Origin of the sequence: Streptomyces sp. NPDC101110 (assembly GCF_044759525.1) — a bacterium.
In the GTDB taxonomy this organism is placed as follows: domain Bacteria; phylum Actinomycetota; class Actinomycetes; order Streptomycetales; family Streptomycetaceae; genus Streptomyces.
On record NZ_JBIVZM010000012.1, the window covers coordinates 210631 to 234484 of the forward strand.

A 23854-nucleotide genomic window follows, 5' to 3' on the forward strand; every position below is an offset into this window, starting at 1 on the left:
GGTTATCGGGTTCCCCACATGTAGGTCTGCTTCTTGAGCTTGAGGTAGACGAAGCTCTCGGTGGAGCGCACTCCGGGCACGGCCCGTATGCGTTTGTTGATGACGTCCAGAAGGTGGTCGTCGTCCTCGCAGACGATCTCCACCATCAGGTCGAACGAGCCTGCGGTCATCACCACGTACTCGCACTCGGACATGGCCGACAGCGCGTCCGCGACCGCCTCCACGTCGCCCTCGACGTTGACGCCGACCATCGCCTGTCTGCGGAAGCCCACGGTGAGCGGGTCCGTGACGGCGACGATCTGCATCACGCCCTGGTCGAGCAGCTTCTGGACGCGCTGGCGCACGGCCGCCTCGGACAGGCCGACGGCCTTGCCGATGGCGGCGTACGGCCGGCGGCCGTCCTCCTGGAGCTGCTCGATGATGGCGAGGGACACGGCGTCCAGCTGCGGCGAGCTGCCGTTCCTGGACTCGCGGGAGGGCTCGCGGTGCTCCCGCGAGCCCTTCTGGTCTGCGCTTCGACTGGCCACGAGGTCACTGTGCACGAGGTCTCGACACTTCCGCAAGCCTCAATCGATGAAATTCGTTGTTTCAGTGCCCTGAGCCTGCGGATTCCGCACGATCGAAGGGAGCGGGGGTGTTGAAAACGTGGGCCCGCCGACTAGGGTGGTGTCTCAAGTAATGGACATCCGAACTGGAGGGCCGGCAGTGAGCACCGAGCTGCGTCGTCTGCGCAACTACATCGGCGGTGAGTTCCGGGACGCCGCCGACGGACGGACCACCGAGGTGGTCAATCCCGCGACGGGCGAGGCGTACGCGACCGCTCCGCTGTCCGGGCAGGCCGACGTGGACGCCGCCATGGCGGCGGCCGCCGAGGCCTTCCCCGGCTGGCGCGACACCACGCCCGCCGAACGCCAGAAGGCCCTGCTGAAGATCGCGGACGCCTTCGAGGAGCGCGCCGAGGAGCTGATCGCGGCCGAGGTGGAGAACACGGGCAAGCCGACCGGGCTGACCCGCTCCGAGGAGATCCCGCCGATGGTCGACCAGATCCGCTTCTTCGCGGGTGCGGCGCGGATGCTGGAGGGCCGCTCGGCCGGTGAGTACATGGAGGGCCTGACCTCCATCGTGCGCCGGGAGCCGGTCGGCGTCTGCGCGCAGGTCGCGCCGTGGAACTACCCGATGATGATGGCCGTGTGGAAGTTCGCCCCGGCGATCGCGGCGGGCAACACCGTCGTGCTGAAGCCGTCCGACACCACCCCGGCCTCGACGGTCCTCCTCGCCGAGATCATCGGCTCGATCGTCCCCAAGGGTGTCTTCAACGTCATCTGCGGCGACCGCGAGACCGGCCGCATGATGGTCGAGCACGAGACGCCGGCGATGGCCTCCATCACCGGTTCGGTGCGCGCCGGCATCCAGGTCGCGGAGTCCGCCTCCAAGGACGTCAAGCGCGTGCACCTGGAGCTGGGTGGCAAGGCGCCGGTCGTCGTCTTCGAGGACACCGACATCGCCAAGGCCGTCGAGGACATCTCGGTCGCGGGCTACTTCAACGCCGGCCAGGACTGCACCGCCGCCACGCGCGTGCTCGTGCACGAGTCCATCCACGACGAGTTCGTCTCCGCGCTGGCGAAGGCCGCCTCCGAGACCAAGACCGGGCAGCCGGACGACGAGGACGTGCTGTTCGGCCCGCTCAACAACCCGAACCAGCTCAAGCAGGTCGAGGGCTTCATCGACCGGCTGCCCGCGCACGCGCGCGTGGAGGCCGGCGGCAAGCGGGTCGGGGACAAGGGCTACTTCTATGCGCCGACCGTCGTCTCGGGCCTGAAGCAGACCGACGAGATCATCCAGAAGGAGGTCTTCGGGCCGGTCATCACCGTCCAGTCCTTCTCCGACGAGGAGCAGGCCGTGGAGTGGGCCAACGACGTCGAGTACGCGCTGGCCTCCTCCGTGTGGACCAAGGACCACGGTCGCGCCATGCGGATGTCGAAGAAGCTCGACTTCGGCTGCGTGTGGATCAACACCCACATCCCGCTGGTCGCCGAGATGCCGCACGGCGGCTTCAAGAAGTCCGGCTACGGCAAGGACCTCTCGGGCTACGGCTTCGAGGACTACACGCGGATCAAGCACGTGATGACGTCGCTGGACGCGTAGCCCTTTCCGCACCGCTGAACGGCCCCGGACGGTTCCTCTCCGTCCGGGGCCGTCCGTGTACGGGGGGACTTCCCGCCCTCCATTTTTGAACGTGTTCAATAATGGGCGTAGAGTGCGCCTCATGAGCGACAGAGCCGCCCTGCTGAAGGGCATCCGTGCGTGGCTGGTCTTCTTCGTGGTGTGTCTGGTGCTCAGCGGCGCCACCGCCTTCCCCCTGGTCCACGAACTGCGGTGGACCGAGGACCTGTTGCGGGCGCTGTCCGTCGGCGACCACCTGCCGGGACTGACGGACTGGATCGGGCGGGTGCGGGCCGGTCTCGACGAGACCGACGCCGAACACCCCTTCCTGCTCTACGGCACGGACTGGCTGGCCTTCGCGCACCTGGTGATCGCGGTCGCCTTCTACGGGCCCTACCGCGACCCGGTCCGCAACATCTGGGTCGTCGAGTTCGGGATGATCGCCTGCGCCGGCATCATCCCGCTCGCCCTGATCTGCGGGCCCATCCGCGGCATCCCCTTCTGGTGGTCGGTGATCGACATGGCCTTCGGCGTGTTCGGCGTCATCCCGCTGTACGTCGTACGGCAGCGGATCAAGCGGCTGGAGGCGCTGACCGCGCCGGTGGCCGTGCCCGTGCCGGGCGTCTGAGGAGAAACTGCTGTCCGGAGAACCTTCACGTCGTCTCCTCGCGTGTGACCCCCGACATGGCGAGAACCCCGGGACCGGCTGAGAGGGCGCGTGCGGAACATCAGTGACAGGCGTGAAGAGCCACCGTGGACAGTCAGCACTGGCGTGCCGTCGTCACCGCGGCCCAGGCCGGCGACCGGCGGGCGCTGGACGAACTGGTCGCGGGCTGGCTGCCGCTGGTCTACAACATCGTGGGCCGGGCCCTGAACGGGCACGCCGACGTCGACGACGTCGTGCAGGAGAGCATGCTGCGCGCGGTCGGCCGGCTCGACTCCCTGCGCGCCCCCGACAGCTTCGGGTCCTGGCTGGTGGCGATCGCCATGCGGCAGGTCCGCGACCGGGCCCGGCGCCGGACACCGGAGCGCCTGGCGGAGGCCGCGGACTGACCGTGCTGCGGCTCCGGTTGGAGGGGCAGCGGCGCGAGGCCGCCGAGGCGGTCCGGTGGCTCGACGAGGAGGACCGCCACCTGCTGTCCCTGCGGTGGCTGGAGGTGGCGGGCGAACTGACCCGGCGCGAACTGGCCGCCGCCGTCGGCATCACCCGGCAGCACGCCGCCGTGCGGTCCAGCGGATGAAGGAGCGCCTGGAGACCTCGCGCGGCATCGTCCGCGCCCTGGACGGCGCACGAGTACTTCTACCTCGACGGGCGAGCCACCCTCACCCAGAACGAGCGCGGCTGCGACTACGGCCTCATCGTCTTCCCGACGGACCGGGGCGCCGTGGTCGAGGACATCGACCAGGGCCCGCCCCGAGGGGCCATCCGCTACGGGCTGGTCCGCGACACCGGCACGGACGGCGCGCCGGTGCCGCAGTACCTCACGCGCGCGACCCCGGATCCGGCGACGGTGCCGCAGCGCTCGCGCGTGTTGCGCACAGCACGTCGACACGGTTCGTGGTGATCGAGTCCACGCCCGCCTCCAGCAGCCGCCGCATGGAGCGGCGGGTGTCGGGAGTCCAGACGGAGAGCAGGTGGCCGTCGCGGTGCACGCGGTCGGCGAGAGGCCGGTCCACCAGGGAGAAGCGGTAGTTCAGCCAGCGCGGGCGGATCGCCTCCAGCAGCACCGGCCGGGGCGGGGCCAGCGTCGTCCAGGTGAGGGCGATCTCGGCGCCGGGGTCCGCCGCGCGCACGGCGAGCATGGCGTCGGCGCCCGCGCAGTAGTAGACGCGTTCCGCCGCCCCGGCCTCGGCCACGACGTCCATGATCCGGCGCACCGCCCGCACGTCGGGCGATCCGGGCAGGTCGACCATCACCCGGTGGCCCGCCGTCGCCCCCAGTGCCTCGGCCAGCGTCGGCACCCCGCCGCCGGTCAGCCCGCGCACCTCCTCGCAGGACAGGGCCGACACCGGACGTTCGTGCTCCCACAGCCGCTTCAGCGTCCCGTCGTGCAGCAGCACCGGCACGCCGTCACGGGTGAGCCGTACGTCGATCTCCACCGCGTCCGCGCCCCGGCGCAGGGCGGAACGCAGCGAGGCGACGGTGTTCTCGCGGACCCGGTAGGGGTCGCCGCGGTGGGCGACGGCGACAGGGGAGGACGTCACCGGGCGAGCCACTGCGCGGTGTACGCGTCGATCTCACCGGCGATGCGGGCCTTGCCCGCCGCGTCGAGGAAGGACGCCTCGACGGCGTTCTTCGCCAGTTCGGCCAGGCCCCGCTCGTCGAGGTCCAGGAGCCGGGCGGCGACCGCGTACTCGTTGGCGAGGTCGGTGCCGAACATCGGCGGGTCGTCGGAGTTGACGGTCACGAGGACCCCGGCGCGCACGAACTCCTTGATCGGGTGCTCGTCGAGGGTGCGGACCGCGCGGGTGGCGATGTTCGAGGTCGGGCACACCTCCAGCGGGATCCGGTGCTCGGCGAGGTGCGCGAGCAGCTTCGGGTCCTGCGCGGAGCTGGTGCCGTGCCCGATGCGCTCGGCCCGCAGGTGGGTCAGCGCGTCCCACACCGTCTGCGGGCCGGTCGTCTCGCCGGCGTGCGGTACGGAGCGCAGCCCGGCGGCGATCGCCCGGTCGAAGTAAGGCTTGAACTGCGGCCGCCCGACGCCGACCTCGGGACCGCCGAGACCGAAGGAGACCAGGCCCTCCGGGCGCAGCCGGTCGTCGGTGGCGAGCCGGGTCGTCTCCTCGGCGGCCTCCAGGCCCGCCTCGCCGGGGATGTCGAAGCACCAGCGCAGCAGGGTCCCGAACTCGGCCTCGGCGGCCTTGCGGGCGTCCTCGATCGCGTCCATGAAGGCGCGTTCGTCGATGCCGCGCCGGGTGGACGAGAAGGGGGTGATCGTCAGCTCGGCGTACCGCACCCGCTGGCGCGCCAGCTCCCGGGCCACCTCGTAGGTCAGCAGCCGGACGTCCTCGGGGGTGCGGACGAGGTCCACGACCGACAGGTACACGTCGATGAAGTGCGCGAAGTCGGTGAAGGTGAAGTAGTCGGCCAGGGCCTCGGGATCGGTCGGCACCTTCGAGTCCGGGTGCCGCGCGGCCAGTTCGGAGACGATCCGGGGAGAGGCGGAGCCCACGTGGTGCACGTGCAGTTCGGCTTTGGGCAGTTCCGCGATGAACGCCGTGAGGTCGCGCGGGGCGTGGGGGTCGACGAGGTGCTGGGTCAAGGTTCCTCCCCGGAACGGCGCCCCGGCCGGCACAGGGCGGGCGGGCGCGGGTGATCGGCTGATCGATGACTCGGTTTCATCGTATGCGGTGGCGGCGAAGCCCCTTCGGGGGGCGCGGGGAACCGCCCGGCCGGGCTTCGGCGCACCCGCGCGGTGGCACGCACCGACCGGCCCCGTAGCATGACGGCACGATCGACCCAGGGGGGACCGCAGGATGACGGACGCGACGCAGCCCGACGGAGGCAGCCACGACCCGTGGGCGCCTCCGGAGAGCAGGCCCTCGCTCGACAAGGACCCGGCACCGCAGCCGCCGTCCGTCCACGACCAGGCCACGGTCACCTCCATGCCGGGTTTCACACCGCCGACGGGCACGCCGCAGTACGACCCGTCCGGCTCCGGCACCGGCGCCGTCCCGCCCCCGCCCGTGGCCCCCACCGGCCCGGGAGCGACCGGCGGCTACGGCTACCCCGGCTACCCGCAGTCCGGATACACCCAGGCAGGCTACGGCTGGCCCGGTATGCCCGCGGCCCCGCAGAACGGCATGGGCGTCGCCGCGATGGTGCTCGGCATCATCTCCTGCACCCTCTTCTGCCTCTACGGCGTGGTCTCCCTGGTCACGGGCATCCTCGCCGTGGTCTTCGGCATCAAGGGCCGCAAGCGGGCCGAGGCCGGGGTGGCCACCAACCACGGGCAGGCACAGGCCGGTCTGATCATGGGCATCATCGGGATCATCCTCGGCATCGTGGTGATCGTCCTGATCGCCGTCGGCATCACGGCCGCGATCAACAGCGACAGCTCCGACGACGACCCGTACTACGGCACCCTCGGTCCGGTGGCCACCGCCCCGTCCCTCCGCTGAAACTCAGGCTCTACCAGGCCTACTTGGCCACTACGATGCCTTGGTCTGACAACGGAGGGGAGAACGTCCATGTCCCACAGCAACCCGCCTCCCGGTGGCTTCGGCCCGCCGGCGCAGCCCCCGCAGCAGCCCCCGGGCACCCCCGGCTACGGCTATCCGCAGCAGCCCCCCGCGGGCCCCGGCTACGGCTACCCCCAGGGCGGTCCCGGCTACCCGGCCGCGCCGCCCGTGGGCTACCCGCAGGCGCCCGGATACGGGATGCCCGCACAGCCGAGCAACGGCATGGGCACCACGGGACTGGTGCTGGGCATCATCGGCGTGGTGTGCAGCGTGACGTTCATCATGTGGTTCTTCGGCGTGATCCTGGGCATTCTCGCGATCATCTTCGGGGCCATCGGCCGCGGCAGGGCCACCCGCGGTGAGGCCACCAACAAGGGCGCGGCGACCGCGGGACTGGTCTGCGGCATCATCGCCACCGTGATCCTCCCCCTGCTGGGGTTCCTGCTGTTCGCCAGCATCATGGGCGGACTCGGCGCGGCCTCCTGAACGAAGCGGTGCGACGGGGCCGGTCCTGAGGGAGCGGCCCCTTCGTCATGCTCCCGCCGTACGCAGCAGCTCCCGCGCCTCCATCAGCGCGAACCCCAGCAGATTCGGCCCCCGCCACCGCTGCGGATCACCCGCCGCCTCGTCGTCCGCGGCCAGCCCGATGCCCCACACCCGGTCCACGGGGCTCGCCTCCACCAGCACCCGGTCGCCCGTGCCCAGCAGGTACCCCAGCAGCTCGGGGTGCGCGCCGAACTTGTGGACACTGCCCTCCACGACGATCCGGAACCGCTCCCGCGCCCACACCGCCTCGTCGAACCCGCGCACCAGCCGCCCGGCCTTCTTCGCCTCGGCGGGATGCTCCGCGGCCAGCACGGTCCGCTCCGCCGCCGCATCCTCGAAGAGCCGCGCCTTGCCCGCCATCATCCAGTGCTCGGCCGTCGCGTAGCCGACGCCGCCGACCGTGAACGGCGCCGGCCACCACTGGCTCAGACAGCTCGCCCCGATCCGGCCGTCCGACCGCGGCCGGTGCCCCCAGAAGTGCAGATACTTGATCTTCGCGCCCTCGCGGACCGCCCTGATCAGGGCCTCCTGCGAGCCGACCGCCCCCGTGATCTTCTCCATGCACGCGAGTCTGGCACGCACCACTGACACAGCGTCCCGCCTTTTCGCGGCGAACTCGACACCTGGTCGACAGATTCCGTCGCGTAACCAAAAATCAACAACGGAATCACTTGTTGCAGTCCCATACCTCTGTCAGGATCGGCACTCAAATCGAGCCTGAGCCACGCCGGCCCCGTCAGGGGACACGGAGGAGAGCGACATGCACAACCCGGGCATTGCCACCCCGGACCGATTTCCGGCCGAGGAGCGCTTCGCGGAGGGCGCGCAGTTCATCGCGGGGCGCCTGACCAGGGGCACCTCCGGCCGCACGCACGCGGTCGTCGACCCGGCGTCGGGCGAGGAGGTCCTCACCTACGAACTGGCCGGCACGGCCGACGTCGACCGGGCCGTCGCCGCCGCCCGCGCGGCCTTCCCCGGCTGGGCGGGAGCCACCCCCGGCGAGCGGTCCGACGCCCTGCACCGGTTCGCCGCTGTCCTCGCCGACCGGGCCGAGGACTTCGCCCGCGCCGAGTCGCTCCAGTGCGGCAAGCCGCTGAAACTGACCCGCGAGTTCGACGTCCCCGGGACCATCGACAACACCGCCTTCTTCGCCGGTGCCGCGCGGCACCTGCAGGGCCAGTCGGCCGGTGAGTACTCCGGCGACCACACCTCCTACGTCCGGCGCGAACCCATCGGCGTCGTCGGCTCGATCGCGCCCTGGAACTACCCCCTCCAGATGGCCGCCTGGAAGATCCTCCCGGCGATCGCCGCGGGCAACACCATCGTCCTGAAGCCCGCCGAGCTCACCCCGCTGACCTCGCTGCTCTTCGCGCAGGCGGCCACCGATGCCGGGATCCCGGACGGCGTGATCAACATCGTCACCGGCACCGGCAAGGAGGCCGGCGAGCACCTCGTCGGCCACCCCGACGTGGCCATGACCTCCTTCACCGGCTCCACCGCGGTCGGCAAGCGCGTCGCCGAGGTCGCCACCGCCACCGTCAAGCGCCTCCACCTGGAGCTCGGCGGCAAGGCGCCCTTCGTGGTCTTCGACGACGCCGACCTGGAGGCCGCCGCCCACGGCGCGGTCGCGGGTTCCCTCATCAACACCGGGCAGGACTGCACGGCCGCCACGCGCGCGTACGTGCAGCGGCCGCTGTACGAGGCCTTCGTGGAGCGGACCGCGGCGCTCATGGAGAGCGTCCGGCTCGGCGACCCCTTCGCCGCCGGAACCGACCTCGGCCCGCTGATCTCGCACGTGCAGCGCGACCGGGTCGCCGGGTTCGTGGACCGGGCGCGGGCCTACGCGCGCGTGGTCACCGGCGGCGAGGCGCCCGAGGGAGAGCTCGCCAAGGGCGCCTACTACCGGCCCACCCTGATCGCCGACGCGGCCCAGGACAGCGAGATCGTCCAGTCGGAGATCTTCGGCCCGGTCCTGGTCGTGCTTCCCTTCGACACCGACGACGAGGGCCTCGCGCTCGCCAACGACACCCCCTACGGCCTGGCCGCCTCCGCCTGGAGCAGGGACGTGTACCGGGCCAACCGGGCCACGCGCGAGATCAAGGCCGGCTGCGTCTGGATCAACGACCACATCCCGATCATCAGCGAGATGCCGCACGGCGGCTACAAGTCCTCCGGCTACGGCAAGGACATGTCCGCGTACTCGTTCGAGGAGTACACCCAGATCAAGCACGTCATGTTCGACAACACCGCGGTCGCCGCCAAGGACTGGCACCGCACCGTGTTCGGGGATCGATAGCCGTATGCAGGCCGCCTGACCAACGGCCGTCCACCCTCGGAAAGGGCACCACGCGCATGGAGCAGTACGAGCCCGACCGCCTGTCCGCGGCCCAAGTGGCCGCCATGAGGCGCAGTTTCAAGAACGGCAGGGCCTCCCTCACCCGGCGGTCCCTGCTGCGCGCCTCGGCGGGCGGGGCGCTCGCGGCCGGCGGACTCGGCACGCTGAGCGCCTGCGGCATCCCCGCCGCCGGACAGACGCAGGGCGGCGTCTCGGCAGAGGACCACTCGGCCAAGGAGAAGACGGTGAACTTCTCCAACTGGACCGAGTACATGGACGTCGACGACAGCGGGAAGCACCACCCCACCCTGGACCGGTTCGCCCAGCGGACCGGCATCAAGGTCAAGTACACCGAGGACATCAACGACAACAACGAGTTCTTCGGCAAGATCAAGCCGCAGCTCGCCGCGGGCCAGGACACCGGCCGCGACCTGATCGTCCTCACCGACTGGCTGGCCGCCCGCCTCATCCGCCTCGGCTGGGCGCAGAAGCTCGACCCGAGCAACCTGCCGCACGCCTACGCCAACCTGTCCAGCCAGTTCCGCAGCCCCGACTGGGACCCGGGCCGCGCCTACTCGTACGTCTGGCAGGGCATCTCGACCGTCATCGCGTACAACAAGAAGGCCCTCGACGGCGTCGAGGTGAAGTCGGTGTCCGACCTGCTCGACAACCCCAAGCTCAAGGGCCGGGTGGGCTTCCTGTCGGAGATGCGCGACAGCATCGGCATGACGCTGCTCGACATGGGCAAGGACCCGGCCGACTTCACCGCCGACGACTACGACGCGGCCATCGCCCGCCTGCAGAAGGCCGTCGACAAGGGCCAGATCCGCCGCTTCACCGGCAACGACTACACCTCGGACCTGACCAGCGGCGACTTCGCGGCCTGTGTCGCCTGGGCCGGGGACGTCGTCCAGCTCAAGGCGGACAGTCCCGACATCGACTTCCTCATCCCGGACAGCGGCTACGTGACGTCCACCGACAACCTGCTGATCCCCAACAAGGCCCGGCACAAGACCAACGCCGAACGGCTCATCGACTTCTACTACGAGCCGAAGGCCGCCGCCGAACTCGCCGCGTACATCAACTACGTGTGCCCGGTCGACGGCGTGAAGGCCGAACTCGCCAAGATCGACGAGGACGCGGCGAACAACCCGCTGATCATTCCCGACAAGGCCATGGCCGCCAAGTCCCATGCCTTCCGCTCGCTGAGCTCGAAGGAAGAGACCGAGTTCGAAGCGAAGTTCGCGAAGCTGACGGGGGCGTGACCACCATGACGAACAAGACCGACCCCAGCGGCGACGTCCGCCTGACGGGCATAGCCAAGACCTACGGCGCCTTCACCGCCGTCCACCCGCTCGACCTGACCGTGCCGCAGGGCTCGTTCTTCGCCCTGCTCGGCGCCTCCGGCTGCGGCAAGACCACCACCCTGCGCATGATCGCCGGCCTGGAGGAACCCTCCGCCGGCACCGTGCACCTGGGTGACCAGGACGTGACCGCCCTCCCGCCGTACAAGCGGCCGGTGAACACGGTCTTCCAGTCCTACGCCCTCTTCCCGCACCTCGACATCTTCGAGAACGTCGCGTTCGGCCTGCGCAGGCGCGGTCTGAAGTCGGTGAAGAAGCAGGTCGAGGAGATGCTGGAGCTCGTGCAGCTCGGCGAGCAGGCCCGCAAGAAGCCGCACCAGCTCTCCGGCGGCCAGCAGCAGCGCGTCGCCGTCGCCCGCGCCCTGATCAACCACCCCAAGGTGCTCCTGCTCGACGAGCCGCTCGGCGCCCTCGACCTCAAGCTGCGCCGCCAGATGCAGCTGGAGCTCAAGCGCATCCAGACCGAGGTCGGCATCACCTTCATCCACGTCACCCACGACCAGGAGGAGGCCATGACCATGGCCGACACGGTCGCCGTGATGAACGGTGGCCGTGTCGAGCAACTGGGCGCGCCCACCGAGCTCTACGAGAACCCGCGCACCACGTTCGTCGCGAACTTCCTCGGCACCTCCAACTTCATCGAGGCCGAGGTCGACTCCAGGAGCGGCGAGGAGATCGTGCTGAAGGCGGGCGGTGGCAAGCTCGTCCTGCCCGGGGCACGATGTTCCGCCCCCACGACAACCGGCGGCAAGGTGCTGGTCGGCGTGCGCCCCGAGAAGATCTCCCTCACCCACGCGGACGACGCCGGGGAGATAGCCGAGGGCCGCAACCGCATCACCGGCCGGATCGCCGACTCCAGCTTCATCGGCGTCTCCACGCAGTACGTCGTCGACAGCCCGGTCTGCTCCGACTTCGAGGTCTACGCCCAGAACATCGACCGCGACCCCCGCCTGGTCCCCGGCGCCGAGGTCGTCCTGCACTGGAATCCGGCCCACACCTTCGGCCTGGACGCCGCCCAGGACGCCGACGCGGGCGTGGAAGAGGCGGCCTGATGTCGACACTCACCGAGGCGCCACCGCCCCTCGCGCCGCCAGCGCCCGAGTCCAAGCCCCCGAAGCGCCGGGGCCGCTTCACGCCGTACTGGCTGCTGCTGCCCGGCATCCTTTGGCTGGTCGTCTTCTTCGCGCTGCCGATGATCTACCAGGCCTCCACGTCCGTGCAGACGGGCTCCCTGGAGCAGGGCTACAAGGTCACCTGGCACTTCGCCACGTACTGGGACGCGCTGTCCGCGTACTGGCCGCAGTTCGTCCGCTCGGTGCTCTACGCGGGCACGGCGACGATCCTGTGCCTGCTGCTCGGCTACCCGCTGGCCTATCTGATCGCCTTCCGCGCCGGCCGCTGGAAGAACCTGATCATGATCCTGGTGATCGCGCCGTTCTTCACCAGCTTCCTGATCCGCACCCTGGCCTGGAAGACGATCCTCGCGGACGGCGGACCGGTCGTCGGCGCCCTCAACACGCTGCACGTCCTGGACGTCACCAACTGGCTCGGCATGACCGCCGGCGACCGCGTCCTCGCCACCCCGCTCGCGGTGGTGTGCGGTCTGACGTACAACTTCCTGCCGTTCATGATCCTTCCGCTCTACACCTCGCTGGAGCGCATCGACGGACGGCTCCACGAAGCCGCGGGAGATCTGTACGCAAGGCCCTGGACGACGTTCCGCAAGGTCACCTTCCCGCTGTCGATGCCGGGTGTCGTCTCCGGCACGCTGCTGACCTTCATTCCGGCCGCCGGTGACTACGTGAACGCCGATCTGCTCGGCTCCACCGACACCCGCATGGTCGGAAACGTCATCCAGACGCAGTTCCTGAGAGTCCTCGACTATCCGACGGCCGCGGCGCTCTCCTTCATCCTCATGGCGGCCATCCTCCTCATGGTCACCCTCTACATCCGCAGGTCGGGGACGGAGGATCTGGTCTAAATGCCTTTCGTCAACTGGCTCAGGAGAAATCTCGTCGTCCTCGCGGGACTGCTGACCCTCGGTTATCTGCTCCTGCCGAACGTCGTCGTGACGGTGTTCTCCTTCAACAAACCGAAGGGGCGCTTCAACTACGAGTGGCAGCAGTTCTCCCTGGACGCCTGGAAGGACCCGTGCGGGGTCTCCGGGCTGTGCGGGTCGCTGTCGCTCAGCCTCCAGATCGCGGTCTGGGCGACCCTCGGCGCCACCCTCCTCGGCACTCTGATCGCCTTCGCCCTGGTCCGCTACCGGTTCCGCGCCCGCGGCGCCGTGAACTCACTGATCTTCCTGCCGATGGCGATGCCCGAGGTCGTCATGGCCGCCTCGCTGCTCACCCTGTTCCTCAACATGGGCGCTCAGCTGGGCTTCTGGACGATCCTCATCGCCCACATCATGTTCTGCCTGAGCTTCGTCGTCACGGCCGTCAAGGCGCGTGTGATGTCGATGGACCCGAAATTGGAGGAGGCGGCACGGGACCTGTACGCGGGCCCGTTCCAGACCTTCGTCCGGGTCACGCTGCCGATCGCGGCACCCGGAATCGCGGCGGGCGCACTGCTCGCCTTCGCACTCTCCTTCGACGACTTCATCATCACCAATTTCAACGCCGGCTCGACCGTCACCTTCCCGATGTTCGTATGGGGGTCGGCGCAGCGCGGAACGCCCGTTCAGATCAATGTCATCGGCACGACCATGTTCGTCGTCGCCGTACTGTTCGTGCTGGTTTCCATGATCGTCGGAAACCGTCGCACCAGACAAAAGGCATAACCGTAGGGAGTTGACATCATGGCCCCGAGCGCCATGAATCAGTGGACCCGTTCGCTTTCCGACGCCCAGCCGGTCCCGTACTGGCTGGACGACCCCGGCAGGCCCCGTCCCCAGCCCGCCCTCACCATCTCCGAGACCTGCGACCTGCTGGTCGTCGGGGGCGGCTACAGCGGGCTGTGGACGGCGCTGATCGCCAAGGAACGCGATCCGCAGCGGGACGTGGTGCTGGTGGAGGGCCGCGAGGTCGGCTGGGCGGCCTCCGGCCGCAACGGAGGTTTCTGCGCCGCCTCCCTCACCCACGGCCTGCCCAACGGACTCGCCCGCTGGCCCGACGAGATCCACACCCTCCAGCAGCTGGGCGACCGCAACCTCGACGCCATCGAGGCCGCCGTCGCCCGGCACTCCCTCGACTGCGACTTCGAGCGCACCGGCGAGATCGACGTCGCCACCGAGCCGTACCAGGCGCGCGAACTGCGTGAATGGCACGAGGAGATCTCCCGCCGGGGCCTGGCCGACGGCGTCGAGTTCCTGGACGCCGACGCCGTGCGGGAGCAGGTGGACTCACCCACCTTCCAGGCCGGCCTGTGGGACCGCAGGGGCGTCGCCATGCTGCACCCCGCCAAGCTCGCCTGGGGCCTGAAGCGGGCCTGCCGGGAGCTGGGCGTGCGCGTCTACGAGAACACCCCGGCCCTGACCTTGAAGCCCTTCGGCGCCGGCATGGCCGTCCGCACCCCCTACGGCCGGATCCGCGCCCGGCAGGTCGCCCTCGGCACCAACATCTTCCCGAACCTGGTCCGGCGGGTCCGCTCGTACACCGTCCCGGTCTACGACTACGCCCTGATGACGGAGCCGCTCACCGCCGAGCAGCTCGCCTCGATCGGCTGGAAGAACCGCCAGGGCCTCGGCGACAGCGCCAACCAGTTCCACTACTTCCGGCTGTCCGCCGACAACCGGATCCTCTGGGGCGGCTACGACGCGATCTACCCCTACGGCGGCCGCGTCCGCGCCGAGTACGACGACCGGCCCGAGACCTACGCCAAGCTCGCCGGGCACTTCTTCACCTGCTTCCCGCAGCTGGAGGGCGTGCGCTTCAGCCACGCGTGGGGCGGCGCGATCGACACCTGCTCCCGCTTCTCGGCGTTCTTCGGCACCGCCCACCAGGGCAAGGTGGCCTACGCGGCCGGATACACCGGGCTCGGGGTCGGCGCCACGCGCTTCGGCGCCGACGTGATGCTGGACCTGCTGGCGGGGGAGCGCACCGAGCGCACGGAACTGGAGATGGTCCGCAAGAAGCCGCTGCCGTTCCCGCCCGAGCCGTTCGCCTGGACCGGCATCGCCCTCACCAAGTGGTCACTGGCCCGCGCGGACGCCCAGGGCGGCCGCCGCAACCTGTGGCTGCGCACGATGGACCGGTTGGGGCTGGGATTCGACAGCTGACCGACCGGCTGTGATCCGGTTCACTCCAACGGGGTGCCGGAACCCGCGTAATGCCGGGGGGACACCCCCTTCTCCCTCGTGATGCCCTCACGGACGCCCCGCGCGTTCGCGAGGTCCGCGAGAGAGAAGGGGGTCTTTCCGATGACCGGTGCGAAGACGGCGGTCGAGTGGCTCGCATCCGTGACACCCGATCCCGAGGCGTGCCGCTGGGAGTGGGAGCGCAATCCGCTCGGCGTCGCGCTGCTGCCGGCCGGCCGTGCCTGGGACGTGCTCATCCTGCCCGGCGAACTGGGGTACGCCACGCTCGACGTGCTCACCCGTGTCCTCGGCCGGCCCGGCCCCGTCCTCGTCGACTTCGGCGACGCCCGCATGGGGTTCTTCGTGGCGCCGGGCACCGCGGCCCGCTGGCTCGGCACGGGCATCCGTACGGCGGGCGCCGGGACCTGGATCGTCGTGCCGTACCCGGGCCGTTCCTCACCCGGCGGCGTCCGCTGGCTCGTACCGCCCGACGGCTCGGGCACGCTGACGGACCCGGCGCTGCTTGAACTGGCGATGCACGAGGCGGCGGCGGGGCTGGTGACGGGGAACGGCGGTCAGGGCCCTGGCCGTTGAGACCGATCCGTCGTCGTCACCGTCCGGACGAAAAGCCACAGGGACGTGAGCAGCACCGTGCACAGGCACCAGCTGCCCACCACGTCCAGGGGCCAGTGGTAGCCGCGGCGGACCAGGCCGTAGCTCGTGCCGAGGACGAGCGCGGCGCAGAGGGCGAGCAGGGCGCCGCGGGCCGGGGCGGTGCGGAGCCAGGGGAACAGGAGCAGGGCCGCGGAGCCGTAGGCGACGGTGGCGGTGGCGGTGTGGCCCGAGGGGTAGTAGCCGGTGCCGGGCGGTTCGGCCGGGGTGCCCGGGCGGGCCATGAGCGCCTTCAGGGGGACGACCAGCGCCGGGACCAGGACCATGAGCAGGACGACCGCGGCGACGGGCAGCCACCAGCGGTCCGCGCCGGCGCGCCGGCCACGGACGGCGACGTACCCGAGCGCGACGGCGAGGAGCGGGACCGCGACCTGGACATTGCCCAGATCGGCGAGGAGTTCGGAGCAGCGGTCCGGATTCACCAGGACGCGGCTGAGGCGTTCGTCGAGCCGGACCAGCGGTCCGCCGGTGACGACCTGCCAGGTGATCAGGGCGAACAGGAGAGCCGGAACGGCGAGCAGGGGAGCGGCGGAGCCCGGGAGAACGGTGCGGCCCCGGTTCGCGGAGATCGGCATGGGGCCCAGCTTGGCACGAGCACGAACACCCGCTCGCGGCCCTGCTCGGCCTGGCCGACGCCCGGGGCTGCCGTCCGCGGGGGATCCACCCCACGGAGCCCGCGCCCCGCACGCCGGGCTGACCGCGACTCGCGAAGTCGTACAGGGGTGAGACACAGGGGTGAGAAGAGGGAAGACGGCCGCCCCGGAACAGGGGGGGGAGTTCCGGGGCGGCCGTCAGGACCGGAACGTCGCGCGCCCCGGGGGGTTTGGGGCGGGCGACCGTCCGATCGGTGAGGAGATCCGGAGCGTCAGGCTCCGGTTGTGTGCGCGAGGGCACGACCAGGTCGAAGCTGGGGAGGCCCCGGCCTGATGTCACCCACAGTCCCCTGCGGGCGGGGTGTATCTCTCATCTGGGTAGAACCTACGGCAGGGGCGGGGTGCAGGACAGACCGTGGGGCCCCCTGCCATGCACCTCGCACACCTTCTTCACACGCTCTGCCGCCGACCGCCCCGGTAGCGGAACCGGGGCGGCGCACCTGCCCGGACGGCGGCCCGGATGCGCGTGCCGAGCGCTCAGACGCGGGGGAACGCCTGCTCGATGATGTCGAGGCCCTCGTTCAGCAGGTCGTCCCCGATGACCAGCGGGGGCAGGAAGCGGAGCACGTTGCCGTAGGTGCCACAGGTCAGGACCAGCAGGCCCTCGGCGTGGCACGCCTTGGCGAGCGCGGCGGTCGCCTCCGGGTTCGGCTCCTTGGTGGCGCGGTCCTTGACCAGCTCGATGGCGATCATGGCGCCCCGGCCGCGGACGTCGCCGATGATCTCGAACTTCTCGGCCATGGCACCGAGGCGGGCCTTCATGACCGCCTCGATGTTCTTCGCCTTGGCGTTGAGGTCGAGCTCCTTCATCGTCTCGATCGAGCCCAGCGCACCCGCGCAGGCGACCGGGTTGCCGCCGTAGGTGCCGCCCAGGCCGCCGGCGTGCGCGGCGTCCATGATCTCGGCGCGACCGGTGACCGCCGCGAGCGGCAGACCGCCCGCGATGCCCTTCGCCGTCGTGATGAGGTCCGGGACGATGCCCTCGTCCTCACAGGCGAACCACTGGCCCGTACGGCAGAAGCCGGACTGGATCTCGTCGGCGACGAAGACGATGCCGTTGTCCTGGGCGAACTTGCTGATCGCCGGCAGGAAGCCCTTGGCCGGCTCGATGAAACCGCCCTCGCCGAGCACCGGCTCGATGATGATCGCGGCGACGTTCTCCGCGCCGACCTGCTTGCTGATCTGGTCGATGGCCTGCGCGGCGGCCTCCGGGCCGGCGTTCTCGGGGCCGGTCGGCCAGCGGTAGCCGTACGCCACCGGCACCCGGTACACCTCGGGCGCGAACGGGCCGAAGCCGTGCTTGTACGGCATGTTCTTCGCGGTCAGCGCCATCGTCAGGTTGGTGCGGCCGTGGTAGCCGTGGTCGAACACCACGACGGCCTGGCGCTTGGTGTACGCCCGCGCGATCTTGACCGCGTTCTCGACGGCCTCGGCACCGGAGTTGAACAGGGCGCTCTTCTTGGCGTGCTCACCCGGGGTCAGCTCGGCGAGGGCCTCGGCGACCTCGACGTAGCCCTCGTAGGGAGTGACCATGAAACAGGTGTGGGTGAAGTCGGCGAGCTGCGCCGACGCCCGCCGTACGACGGCCTCGGCGGAGGCGCCCACGGACGTCACGGCGATGCCCGACCCGAAGTCGATCAGCCGGTTGCCGTCGACGTCCTCGATGATCCCGCCACCGGCACGCGCCGTGAACACGGGCAGCACGGACCCCACGCCCTGCGCGACCGCGGCGGTACGGCGGGCCTGCAGCTCCTGCGACTTCGGGCCGGGAATGGCGGTGACGACGCGGCGCTCCTGCGGAAGTGCGGTCATGCGGGGCTCCTGGGGTGGTGCGGATGGTCTTTGCGGACGCTCGGGTTCTTTTCTCGCAGGCTAGGGCGGGGGATGAGGGGTGGGCATGCTCCATGTGGGCGTTGTCGGCGGGGCGCCTTGTCCGGGGTGGACATGGCAGTCTCGTGGACCGGTGCCCACGGCCCGGCCGTGTAAGCGGTGAACTCCCCAGGGTAGGGCGTTAGATTGGCTCGCTGATGGTGGACGGAGCGGCTGGTCAGGGGGCAACGGCGATGGACAGCGACGGGACGCAGGAGGCGCGGGGTACACATGCGAGCCCCGTACCGCGCCCGGCGGGGCCGCCGGAGGTGCCGGCGATGCCGGCCACCAGGCCGGGTGTGCCGCCGGACGGGTTCACCGCGCCGCCCCGGCCGATGCAGGCGCCTGGCGTGCCGCCGATCCCGGACGGGTCTTCCTTTCTGACATGGCTGCGTACTCCCCGCCCGGAGGCACCGCCCGGAGTCTGGCGGTTCGGCCACCGGCCGCGGCCGGAGGTGGAGCCGGAGCAAATTCCGCCACGCCAGTTGGTGGGCGGTGCGGTGATCGCGTTCCTCTGCGGGTGGCTACTGTGTTCCCTGCTCTACAACGGCTACCTCGGGGGCTTTTGGCTCTGGCCGTGGTTCGTGCTTGCGCCGGACTCCTGGACCCTCGGCAAGGCCGGAGCCGTGGGCGGAATCGCCTCGTACATTTACGAGGGTCTGGTGTTCCTCGCAGTCTTCTCGGTCTTCGGAAGGATCGGGCATTGGCCCGAGCTGTGGCGCCGGTACGGTCCCGAAGCATGGCGCCGCAGCAATGCGGAGAACGGGACGCCCCCCGCCCCCGAAGCCGATCCGGCCGAATGGCCGGACCTGCGCGCCGCCGGCGCCGTGGACGCCGCCGACCGTCTCGCGGCCGATGCGCGGTCCGGGGTCATGCGGGACGTCGATCACGCCCGGATCGCCCGCGCCTGGCACGGGGTGCGCAGCGGTCGGCATGATCTGGCCACGTTCAGCGGTGCGGTGCTTCGGGACGGTGCAGCTGCTTGTCTGCATCCCTCCGGCGCCCGCGACCTGCCCAATCGGCTCGCCCGGCACGATCTGCTCACCGGACAGGTGCGGCTGGGCACCAGCGCCGACGATCCGCGTAACCCGTATGCCTACCGTGGCACCGGCTTGGCCCTGGGCCCCGACCTGCTCGGCACCTCGCTCGTCGCCGTCGGCCCCGCCGGATCCGGCAAGACCGGGACCGTCGTCCGGCCGCTCGCCGAGTCGCTCTGCCTGCACGCGCTCGCCGGGCGGGCCGCCGTGGTCGTCGTCGGGGCGGCCGGCGCGGGACTCGGGCCGGCCGACGCGTACGACGTGGTCGTACGGATCGGGAACCAGGAGTCGGAGTACGACCTCGATCTGTACGGCGGCACCAGCGACCCGGACGAGGCGGCCGCCGTGCTGGCCGAGGCGCTCGTCGGGGATCTCGCCGACCCGCACCCCGGCAGTGACAGCCGCCGGTCCACCACCGTCCTCGCCCAGCTGCTCGGGCCGTTCCGGGCCGTGCACGGGCGTTTCCCCTCCGTACCGGAGCTGCGGCAGCTACTGGACGGCGCGCCGGGGCCGTTCGCCGCGCTGCGGCAGGGACTCCAGGAGGCCGGGCAGGACTCGCTGCTGCGGGAACTCGACGCCCGGGAGCGGCAGATGGGGCAGCCCGGAGACGTCGGCGGGGTGCTCGGCGATCGCGTCGCGCTGCTCGACCGGCCCGCCTTCGCCGGGTTCTTCGACACCTCCGGGCAGTCCCGGCCCTTCACCCTCAAGGCCCTCGACCACCCGGTGCGGGTGCGCATCGACCTGCCCCAGCGCGGGCACGCCGACGCCTCCAGGATGCTGGCCCGGCTCGTGCTCGCCCAGTTCACGGCCAGTGTCGCCGTACGCGAGGACCGGTCGCTGTTCGCCTGCCTGCTGCTGGACGACGCGACCGGTGTGGTGACGCCCGAGGCGGTGCGCGGCATCCAGCGGCTGCGGTCCGGCAACGCCGGGGTCGTGCTCACCCTGCGGACCCTGGACGACGTCGCCCGGCCGCTGCGCGGGCCGCTGCTCGGAGCCACCGGCTGCCGGATGGCGCTGTCGGGGCTCACACCCTGGGACGGCCAGGACTTCGCCGAGGTGTGGGGCAAGGAGTGGACCGAGGCCCGGGACGTCACCGACCGGCAGATCATCGCGGAGACCCCGGCGGGCAAGGCCGTGCACATGCTGCGCCGGGTGATCACCGGCAAGGCGCCGACCGCGCGGGCGGTGACCGTGCGCCAGGTCGAGCGGGAACGCTGGTCGGCTTCCGAGCTGGCGCACGCCGTGCCGGCGGGGCACGCGGTGCTGTCGCTGACCGACGTCAAGGGCGAGCACGCGCCACCGTTGCTGGTCGACCTGCGGAGCTGACCCCTTCCCACCCCTACCGGCGCGCGGACACCGTACGGTGAGGCAGAATCGTCACAGGTCGTTCATACGCGGCGGCCAAAAGACCACAGAGATCACACAGTCCTGACGCAGAAGGCCTCATGCCCCCGACGCTCGCCTCGCTCGTCCACCACTCCGCGCTGAAACTGACCGTGCGGGCGGGCGAAGACCGCCTCGACGTGCCGGTCCGCTGGGCGCACGTCAGCGAGCTCGCCGACCCCGTCCCCTACATGGAGGGCGGGGAACTGCTGCTGATCACCGCGCTCAAGCTGGACGCCGAGGACCCGGAGGCCATGCGCCGCTACGTCCGGCGGCTGTCCGGGGCCGGAGTGGTCGGGCTCGGCTTCGCCGTCGGCGTCAACTACGAGGAGATCCCCAAGGCGCTCGTCGACGCGGCCGAGGGGGAGGGGCTGCCGCTGCTGGAGGTGCCGCGCCGTACGCCGTTCCTCGCCATCAGCAAGGCCGTGTCCGCGGCGATCGCCGCCGACCAGTACCGGGCCGTCACCGCCGGGTTCGCCGCCCAGCGCGAGCTGACCCGGCAGGCCCAGACCGGCGGCCCGGAGGGGCTGCTGGCCGCCCTGGCCTCACAGGTCGACGGCTGGGCGGCGCTGTACGACGCCTCGGGTGCCGTCGTCGCCACGGCACCCGAGTGGGCGGGGCGGCGCGCGGCGCGGCTCACCGGTGACGTGCAGAAGCTGCGGGACCGCCCCGCGCCCGCCTCCTCCGTGGTGGGCGGGCCGGAGAACGAGGACCGGGTCGAGCTGCACACCATCGGCACCGGCCGCCGCCCCCGGGCGGCCCTCGCGGTGGGCACCGCCGCCGCCCCGGGCACCGCCGAGCGCTACGCCGTCCACTCGGCCATCGCCCTGCTGACCCTGACCACGGAACGCTCCCGGTCGCTCCAGGCGGCGGAGCAGCGCGTCGGGGCGGCGGTGCTGCGCATGCTGCTGGCCGGGGAGCCGGACCACGCGCGCGCGGTCGCCGGGGACCTGTACGGCGAGCTGCTGGACGCGCCGTTCCGGATGATGGTCGCGGAACGGGTGCCGGTGTCGGCGTCGGCCGCGCTGGCCCGTGCCGAGGCGCACAAGGGCGCTCCGCCCGTCGAACGGCCTTCGGCCGCCGCGCTGGCCGCGGCCGACACCGCCGGCGACCCCCTGGCGGCGCTCGCCGACGTCGTGGAGTCCGCCGCGGCCCGGGCCGGAGAGGCCGTGCTGGTCGTGCCGGAGGGGGAGCGGCTGGTGGTGCTGGCCGCGGACCGCGGCGCCGCCGCCGCGGCCTGCGGGGAGTACGCGGCCGCCCTGGAGACGGCCCGGGCCGGCATACGCGAGAAGGTGCCGGGCGGCGAGGACGACGAACTGGTCGTCGGCCTGTCTGCACCGGCCGGGCCCATCGCCGCGTCCGCCGCCTACAAGCAGGCCGAGCAGGCGCTGTCGGTGGCGAGGCGGCGCGGGCGCGTCCTCGTGGAGCACGAGCAGATGGCGGCCGGATCGGTGCTGCCGCTGCTGGCGGACGACGCGGTACGGGCTTTCGCCGACGGCATGCTGCGGCCGCTGTACGAGCACGACGCCACGGGCCGCGGCGACCTCGTCTCCTCCCTGCACGCCTGGCTGTCCAAGCACGGCCAGTGGGACGCGGCGGCGGCCGAGCTCGGCGTCCACCGGCACACCCTGCGCTACCGCATGCGCCGGGTCGAGGAGATCCTCGGCCGGTCCCTGGACGACCCGGACGTCCGGATGGAACTGTGGCTGGCCCTGAAGGCGGCCTCCAGCGAATAGCCAAACCGTAGTATCCGATTCCCCCACTGCTACGGCTCGGACAAACGTCCTTCGGCCACCTCGCCCCTACCGTTGGTCCCGTAGGACCAGATCACCCCCAACGCCGAAGGGCCGGAACCCACATGACCTCCACCCACGCCTTCTGGCTCGCCGGCCGCCAGGCCACCGGCGAGGACACCTTCGACGTCACCTCCCCGTGGGACGGACGGCTCGTCGGCACCGTGAGCGTGCCGACGGACGCGCAGGTCGAGGAGGCCGTGGCCGCCGCGCACGCCGTCCTGGACGAGTTCGCCGCCACCCCCGCGCACGTCCGGGCCGCCGCCCTCGACCACGTCAGCAAGCGCCTGGCCGAGCGCACCGAGGAGATCGCGCAGCTGATCTCCGCCGAGAACGGCAAGCCCATGAAGTGGGCGCGCGGCGAGGTCGGCCGGGCCGTGTCCGTGTTCCGCTTCGCGGCCGAGGAGGCCCGGCGGTTCAACGGCGGCGAGGCGCAGCGGCTCGACACCGATCTCGGGGGTCAGGGCCGGCTCGCCTTCACCCGCCGCTTCCCGAAGGGTGTCGTGCTCGGTATCGCGCCCTTCAACTTCCCGCTGAACCTCTGCGCCCACAAGATCGCCCCGGCCATCGCCGCCGGCGCCCCGATCATCCTGAAGCCGGCCCCGGCGACCCCGCTGTCCGGCCTGATCATCGGTGATCTGCTGGCCGAGACCGAGCTGCCCGCGGGCTCCTGGAGCATCCTGCCGGTCGCCAACGACAAGATGCCCGCCCTCGTGCAGGACGAGCGCCTGCCCGTGATCTCCTTCACCGGTTCCGAGAAGGTCGGCTACGCGATCATGGACTCGGTGCCGCGCAAGCACTGCACGCTGGAGCTGGGCGGCAACGGCGCGGCCGTCGTCCTCGCCGACTGGGCGAGCGACGAGGACCTGGAGTGGGCGGCGAACCGCATCGCCACCTTCTCCAACTACCAGGGCGGCCAGTCCTGCATCTCCGTGCAGCGGGTCATCGCCGACGCCTCGGTCTACGACCGGCTGCTGCCGCGCATCGTGGCCGCCGTCGAGGCCCAGGTCACCGGCGACCCGAGCGACGACAGGACCGAGGTCGGCCCGCTGGTCAGCGAGGACGCCGCCCAGCGCGTCGAGACGTGGGTCCAGGAGGCCGTGGACGCCGGGGCGCAGCTGCTCACCGGCGGCAAGCGCGACGGCGCCTCCTACGCGCCGACCGTCCTTGCGGAGGTCCCGGCCGACGTCACGATCTCCTGCGAAGAGGTCTTCGGGCCGGTCCTCACGGTGCAGAAGGCGGACGGCGAGGCCGCGGCCTTCGCCGCCGTCAACGACTCCAAGTACGGCCTTCAGGCGGGCGTGTTCACCCACGACCTCCAGACCGCCTTCCGCGCCCACCGGGCCCTCGAGGTCGGCGGCGTGGTCATCGGCGACGTGCCGTCCTACCGCGCCGACCAGATGCCCTACGGCGGCGTCAAGCAGTCCGGCGTGGGCCGCGAGGGCGTGCGGTTCGCCATGGAGGATTACACCTACGAGCGGGTGCTGGTCCTGACCGGCATCGACCTCTGACCCGCCGCCGACCCACCCTCCGGCTTATGGAAAACATTTTCCTACAAGCTCTGTGAAGAGGCCCGGCACCGCTGCCTTCCGGTGCCGGGCCCCTTCTTTGCGCCGGCTT

General features: G+C 71.2%; 20 protein-coding genes and 1 pseudogene. 15 read left to right on the forward strand and 6 right to left on the reverse strand.

Annotated elements, in window-relative coordinates; translation table 11 throughout:
* Positions 1–2: 2 nt before the first annotated feature.
* Positions 3–542 carry an Lrp/AsnC family transcriptional regulator gene (locus ACIQU3_RS26830; protein ID WP_062929334.1) on the reverse strand — a complete coding sequence of 180 codons (540 nt, stop codon included), beginning with the start codon at positions 540–542 and terminating at the stop codon, positions 3–5.
* Positions 543–705: 163 nt separating this feature from the next.
* Here ACIQU3_RS26830 and ACIQU3_RS26835 point away from each other — a divergent pair, with 163 nt between their 5' ends.
* The 3 genes and pseudogenes from ACIQU3_RS26835 to ACIQU3_RS26845 form a co-directional block, all read left to right on the forward strand.
* Positions 706–2145 (forward strand): gamma-aminobutyraldehyde dehydrogenase, encoded by a 1440-nt coding sequence (locus ACIQU3_RS26835; protein ID WP_403736523.1) that lies wholly within the window; start codon positions 706–708, stop codon positions 2143–2145.
* Positions 2146–2266: 121 nt separating this feature from the next.
* Complete coding sequence (locus ACIQU3_RS26840; protein WP_403736520.1) at positions 2267–2791, forward strand: hypothetical protein; 525 nt, start codon at positions 2267–2269, stop codon at positions 2789–2791.
* 125 nt (positions 2792–2916) lie between these two features.
* Positions 2917–3454: pseudogene (locus tag ACIQU3_RS26845) on the forward strand (RNA polymerase sigma factor); the annotation flags it as partial.
* Between the two features lie 191 nt (positions 3455–3645).
* Here the strand turns inward: ACIQU3_RS26845 and ACIQU3_RS26850 are convergent.
* Complete coding sequence (locus tag ACIQU3_RS26850; protein WP_403736513.1) at positions 3646–4368, reverse strand: glycerophosphodiester phosphodiesterase; 723 nt, start codon at positions 4366–4368, stop codon at positions 3646–3648.
* Positions 4365–5426 carry an adenosine deaminase gene (locus ACIQU3_RS26855; protein WP_403736509.1) on the reverse strand — a complete coding sequence of 354 codons (1062 nt, stop codon included), beginning with the start codon at positions 5424–5426 and terminating at the stop codon, positions 4365–4367. Before ACIQU3_RS26855 ends, ACIQU3_RS26850 begins: the two co-directional genes overlap by 4 nt.
* A 214-nt stretch (positions 5427–5640) precedes the next feature.
* Here ACIQU3_RS26855 and ACIQU3_RS26860 point away from each other — a divergent pair, with 214 nt between their 5' ends.
* Positions 5641–6285 carry a DUF4190 domain-containing protein gene (locus tag ACIQU3_RS26860; protein ID WP_403736505.1) on the forward strand — a complete coding sequence of 215 codons (645 nt, stop codon included), beginning with the start codon at positions 5641–5643 and terminating at the stop codon, positions 6283–6285.
* 69 nt (positions 6286–6354) lie between these two features.
* Positions 6355–6831: a DUF4190 domain-containing protein gene (locus tag ACIQU3_RS26865; protein WP_403736502.1), complete on the forward strand. Its 477-nt coding sequence runs from the start codon at positions 6355–6357 to the stop codon at positions 6829–6831.
* Positions 6832–6876: 45 nt separating this feature from the next.
* On the opposite strand, the gene ACIQU3_RS26870 is transcribed toward ACIQU3_RS26865, so the two are convergent.
* Positions 6877–7452 carry an NADAR family protein gene (locus ACIQU3_RS26870; RefSeq protein ID WP_403736499.1) on the reverse strand — a complete coding sequence of 192 codons (576 nt, stop codon included), beginning with the start codon at positions 7450–7452 and terminating at the stop codon, positions 6877–6879.
* Between the two features lie 199 nt (positions 7453–7651).
* On the opposite strand from ACIQU3_RS26870, the gene ACIQU3_RS26875 reads away from it, so the two are divergent.
* From ACIQU3_RS26875 to ACIQU3_RS26905, 7 genes are all read left to right on the forward strand, one after another.
* On the forward strand, positions 7652–9187 hold the full coding sequence (locus ACIQU3_RS26875) for a gamma-aminobutyraldehyde dehydrogenase (protein WP_403736496.1): 1536 nt from the start codon (positions 7652–7654) through the stop codon (positions 9185–9187).
* Positions 9188–9243: 56 nt separating this feature from the next.
* Positions 9244–10491, forward strand: coding sequence for a spermidine/putrescine ABC transporter substrate-binding protein (locus ACIQU3_RS26880; RefSeq protein ID WP_403736493.1), 1248 nt, complete (start codon positions 9244–9246; stop codon positions 10489–10491).
* A gap of 5 nt (positions 10492–10496) precedes the next feature.
* Positions 10497–11642 carry an ABC transporter ATP-binding protein gene (locus ACIQU3_RS26885; protein ID WP_403928134.1) on the forward strand — a complete coding sequence of 382 codons (1146 nt, stop codon included), beginning with the start codon at positions 10497–10499 and terminating at the stop codon, positions 11640–11642.
* Positions 11642–12571: an ABC transporter permease gene (locus ACIQU3_RS26890; RefSeq protein WP_403736490.1), complete on the forward strand. Its 930-nt coding sequence runs from the start codon at positions 11642–11644 to the stop codon at positions 12569–12571. Before ACIQU3_RS26885 ends, ACIQU3_RS26890 begins: the two co-directional genes overlap by 1 nt.
* Positions 12572–13372 carry an ABC transporter permease gene (locus tag ACIQU3_RS26895; RefSeq protein WP_403736487.1) on the forward strand — a complete coding sequence of 267 codons (801 nt, stop codon included), beginning with the start codon at positions 12572–12574 and terminating at the stop codon, positions 13370–13372.
* An 18-nt stretch (positions 13373–13390) separates the two neighbouring features.
* Entirely contained in the window at positions 13391–14809 is a 1419-nt protein-coding gene (locus ACIQU3_RS26900) for an NAD(P)/FAD-dependent oxidoreductase (protein WP_403928100.1), read from the forward strand.
* Positions 14810–14950: 141 nt separating this feature from the next.
* A complete protein-coding gene (locus tag ACIQU3_RS26905) occupies positions 14951–15421 on the forward strand; it encodes a hypothetical protein (RefSeq protein WP_403736481.1) in 471 nt (156 codons plus the stop codon).
* Here ACIQU3_RS26905 and ACIQU3_RS26910 read toward each other — a convergent pair.
* A complete protein-coding gene (locus ACIQU3_RS26910; RefSeq protein ID WP_403928102.1) occupies positions 15403–16074 on the reverse strand; it encodes a phosphatase PAP2 family protein in 672 nt (223 codons plus the stop codon). The two genes, ACIQU3_RS26905 and ACIQU3_RS26910, sit on opposite strands and share 19 nt — an antisense overlap.
* A gap of 555 nt (positions 16075–16629) precedes the next feature.
* Positions 16630–17964 (reverse strand): 4-aminobutyrate--2-oxoglutarate transaminase, encoded by a 1335-nt coding sequence (gabT, locus tag ACIQU3_RS26915; RefSeq protein WP_403928105.1) that lies wholly within the window; start codon positions 17962–17964, stop codon positions 16630–16632.
* Between the two features lie 251 nt (positions 17965–18215).
* Between gabT and ACIQU3_RS26920 the strand changes: the two genes are divergently transcribed.
* The 3 genes from ACIQU3_RS26920 to ACIQU3_RS26930 all read left to right on the forward strand — a co-directional run bounded on the left by ACIQU3_RS26920 (position 18216) and on the right by ACIQU3_RS26930 (position 23745).
* Positions 18216–20384 (forward strand): ATP-binding protein, encoded by a 2169-nt coding sequence (locus ACIQU3_RS26920; protein WP_403736472.1) that lies wholly within the window; start codon positions 18216–18218, stop codon positions 20382–20384.
* Positions 20385–20503: 119 nt separating this feature from the next.
* Positions 20504–22177, forward strand: a complete 1674-nt coding sequence (locus tag ACIQU3_RS26925; protein WP_403736467.1) for a PucR family transcriptional regulator — start codon at positions 20504–20506, stop codon at positions 22175–22177.
* Between the two features lie 122 nt (positions 22178–22299).
* On the forward strand, positions 22300–23745 hold the full coding sequence (locus tag ACIQU3_RS26930) for an aldehyde dehydrogenase family protein (RefSeq protein WP_403736464.1): 1446 nt from the start codon (positions 22300–22302) through the stop codon (positions 23743–23745).
* The last annotated feature ends 109 nt before the right edge of the window (positions 23746–23854 follow it).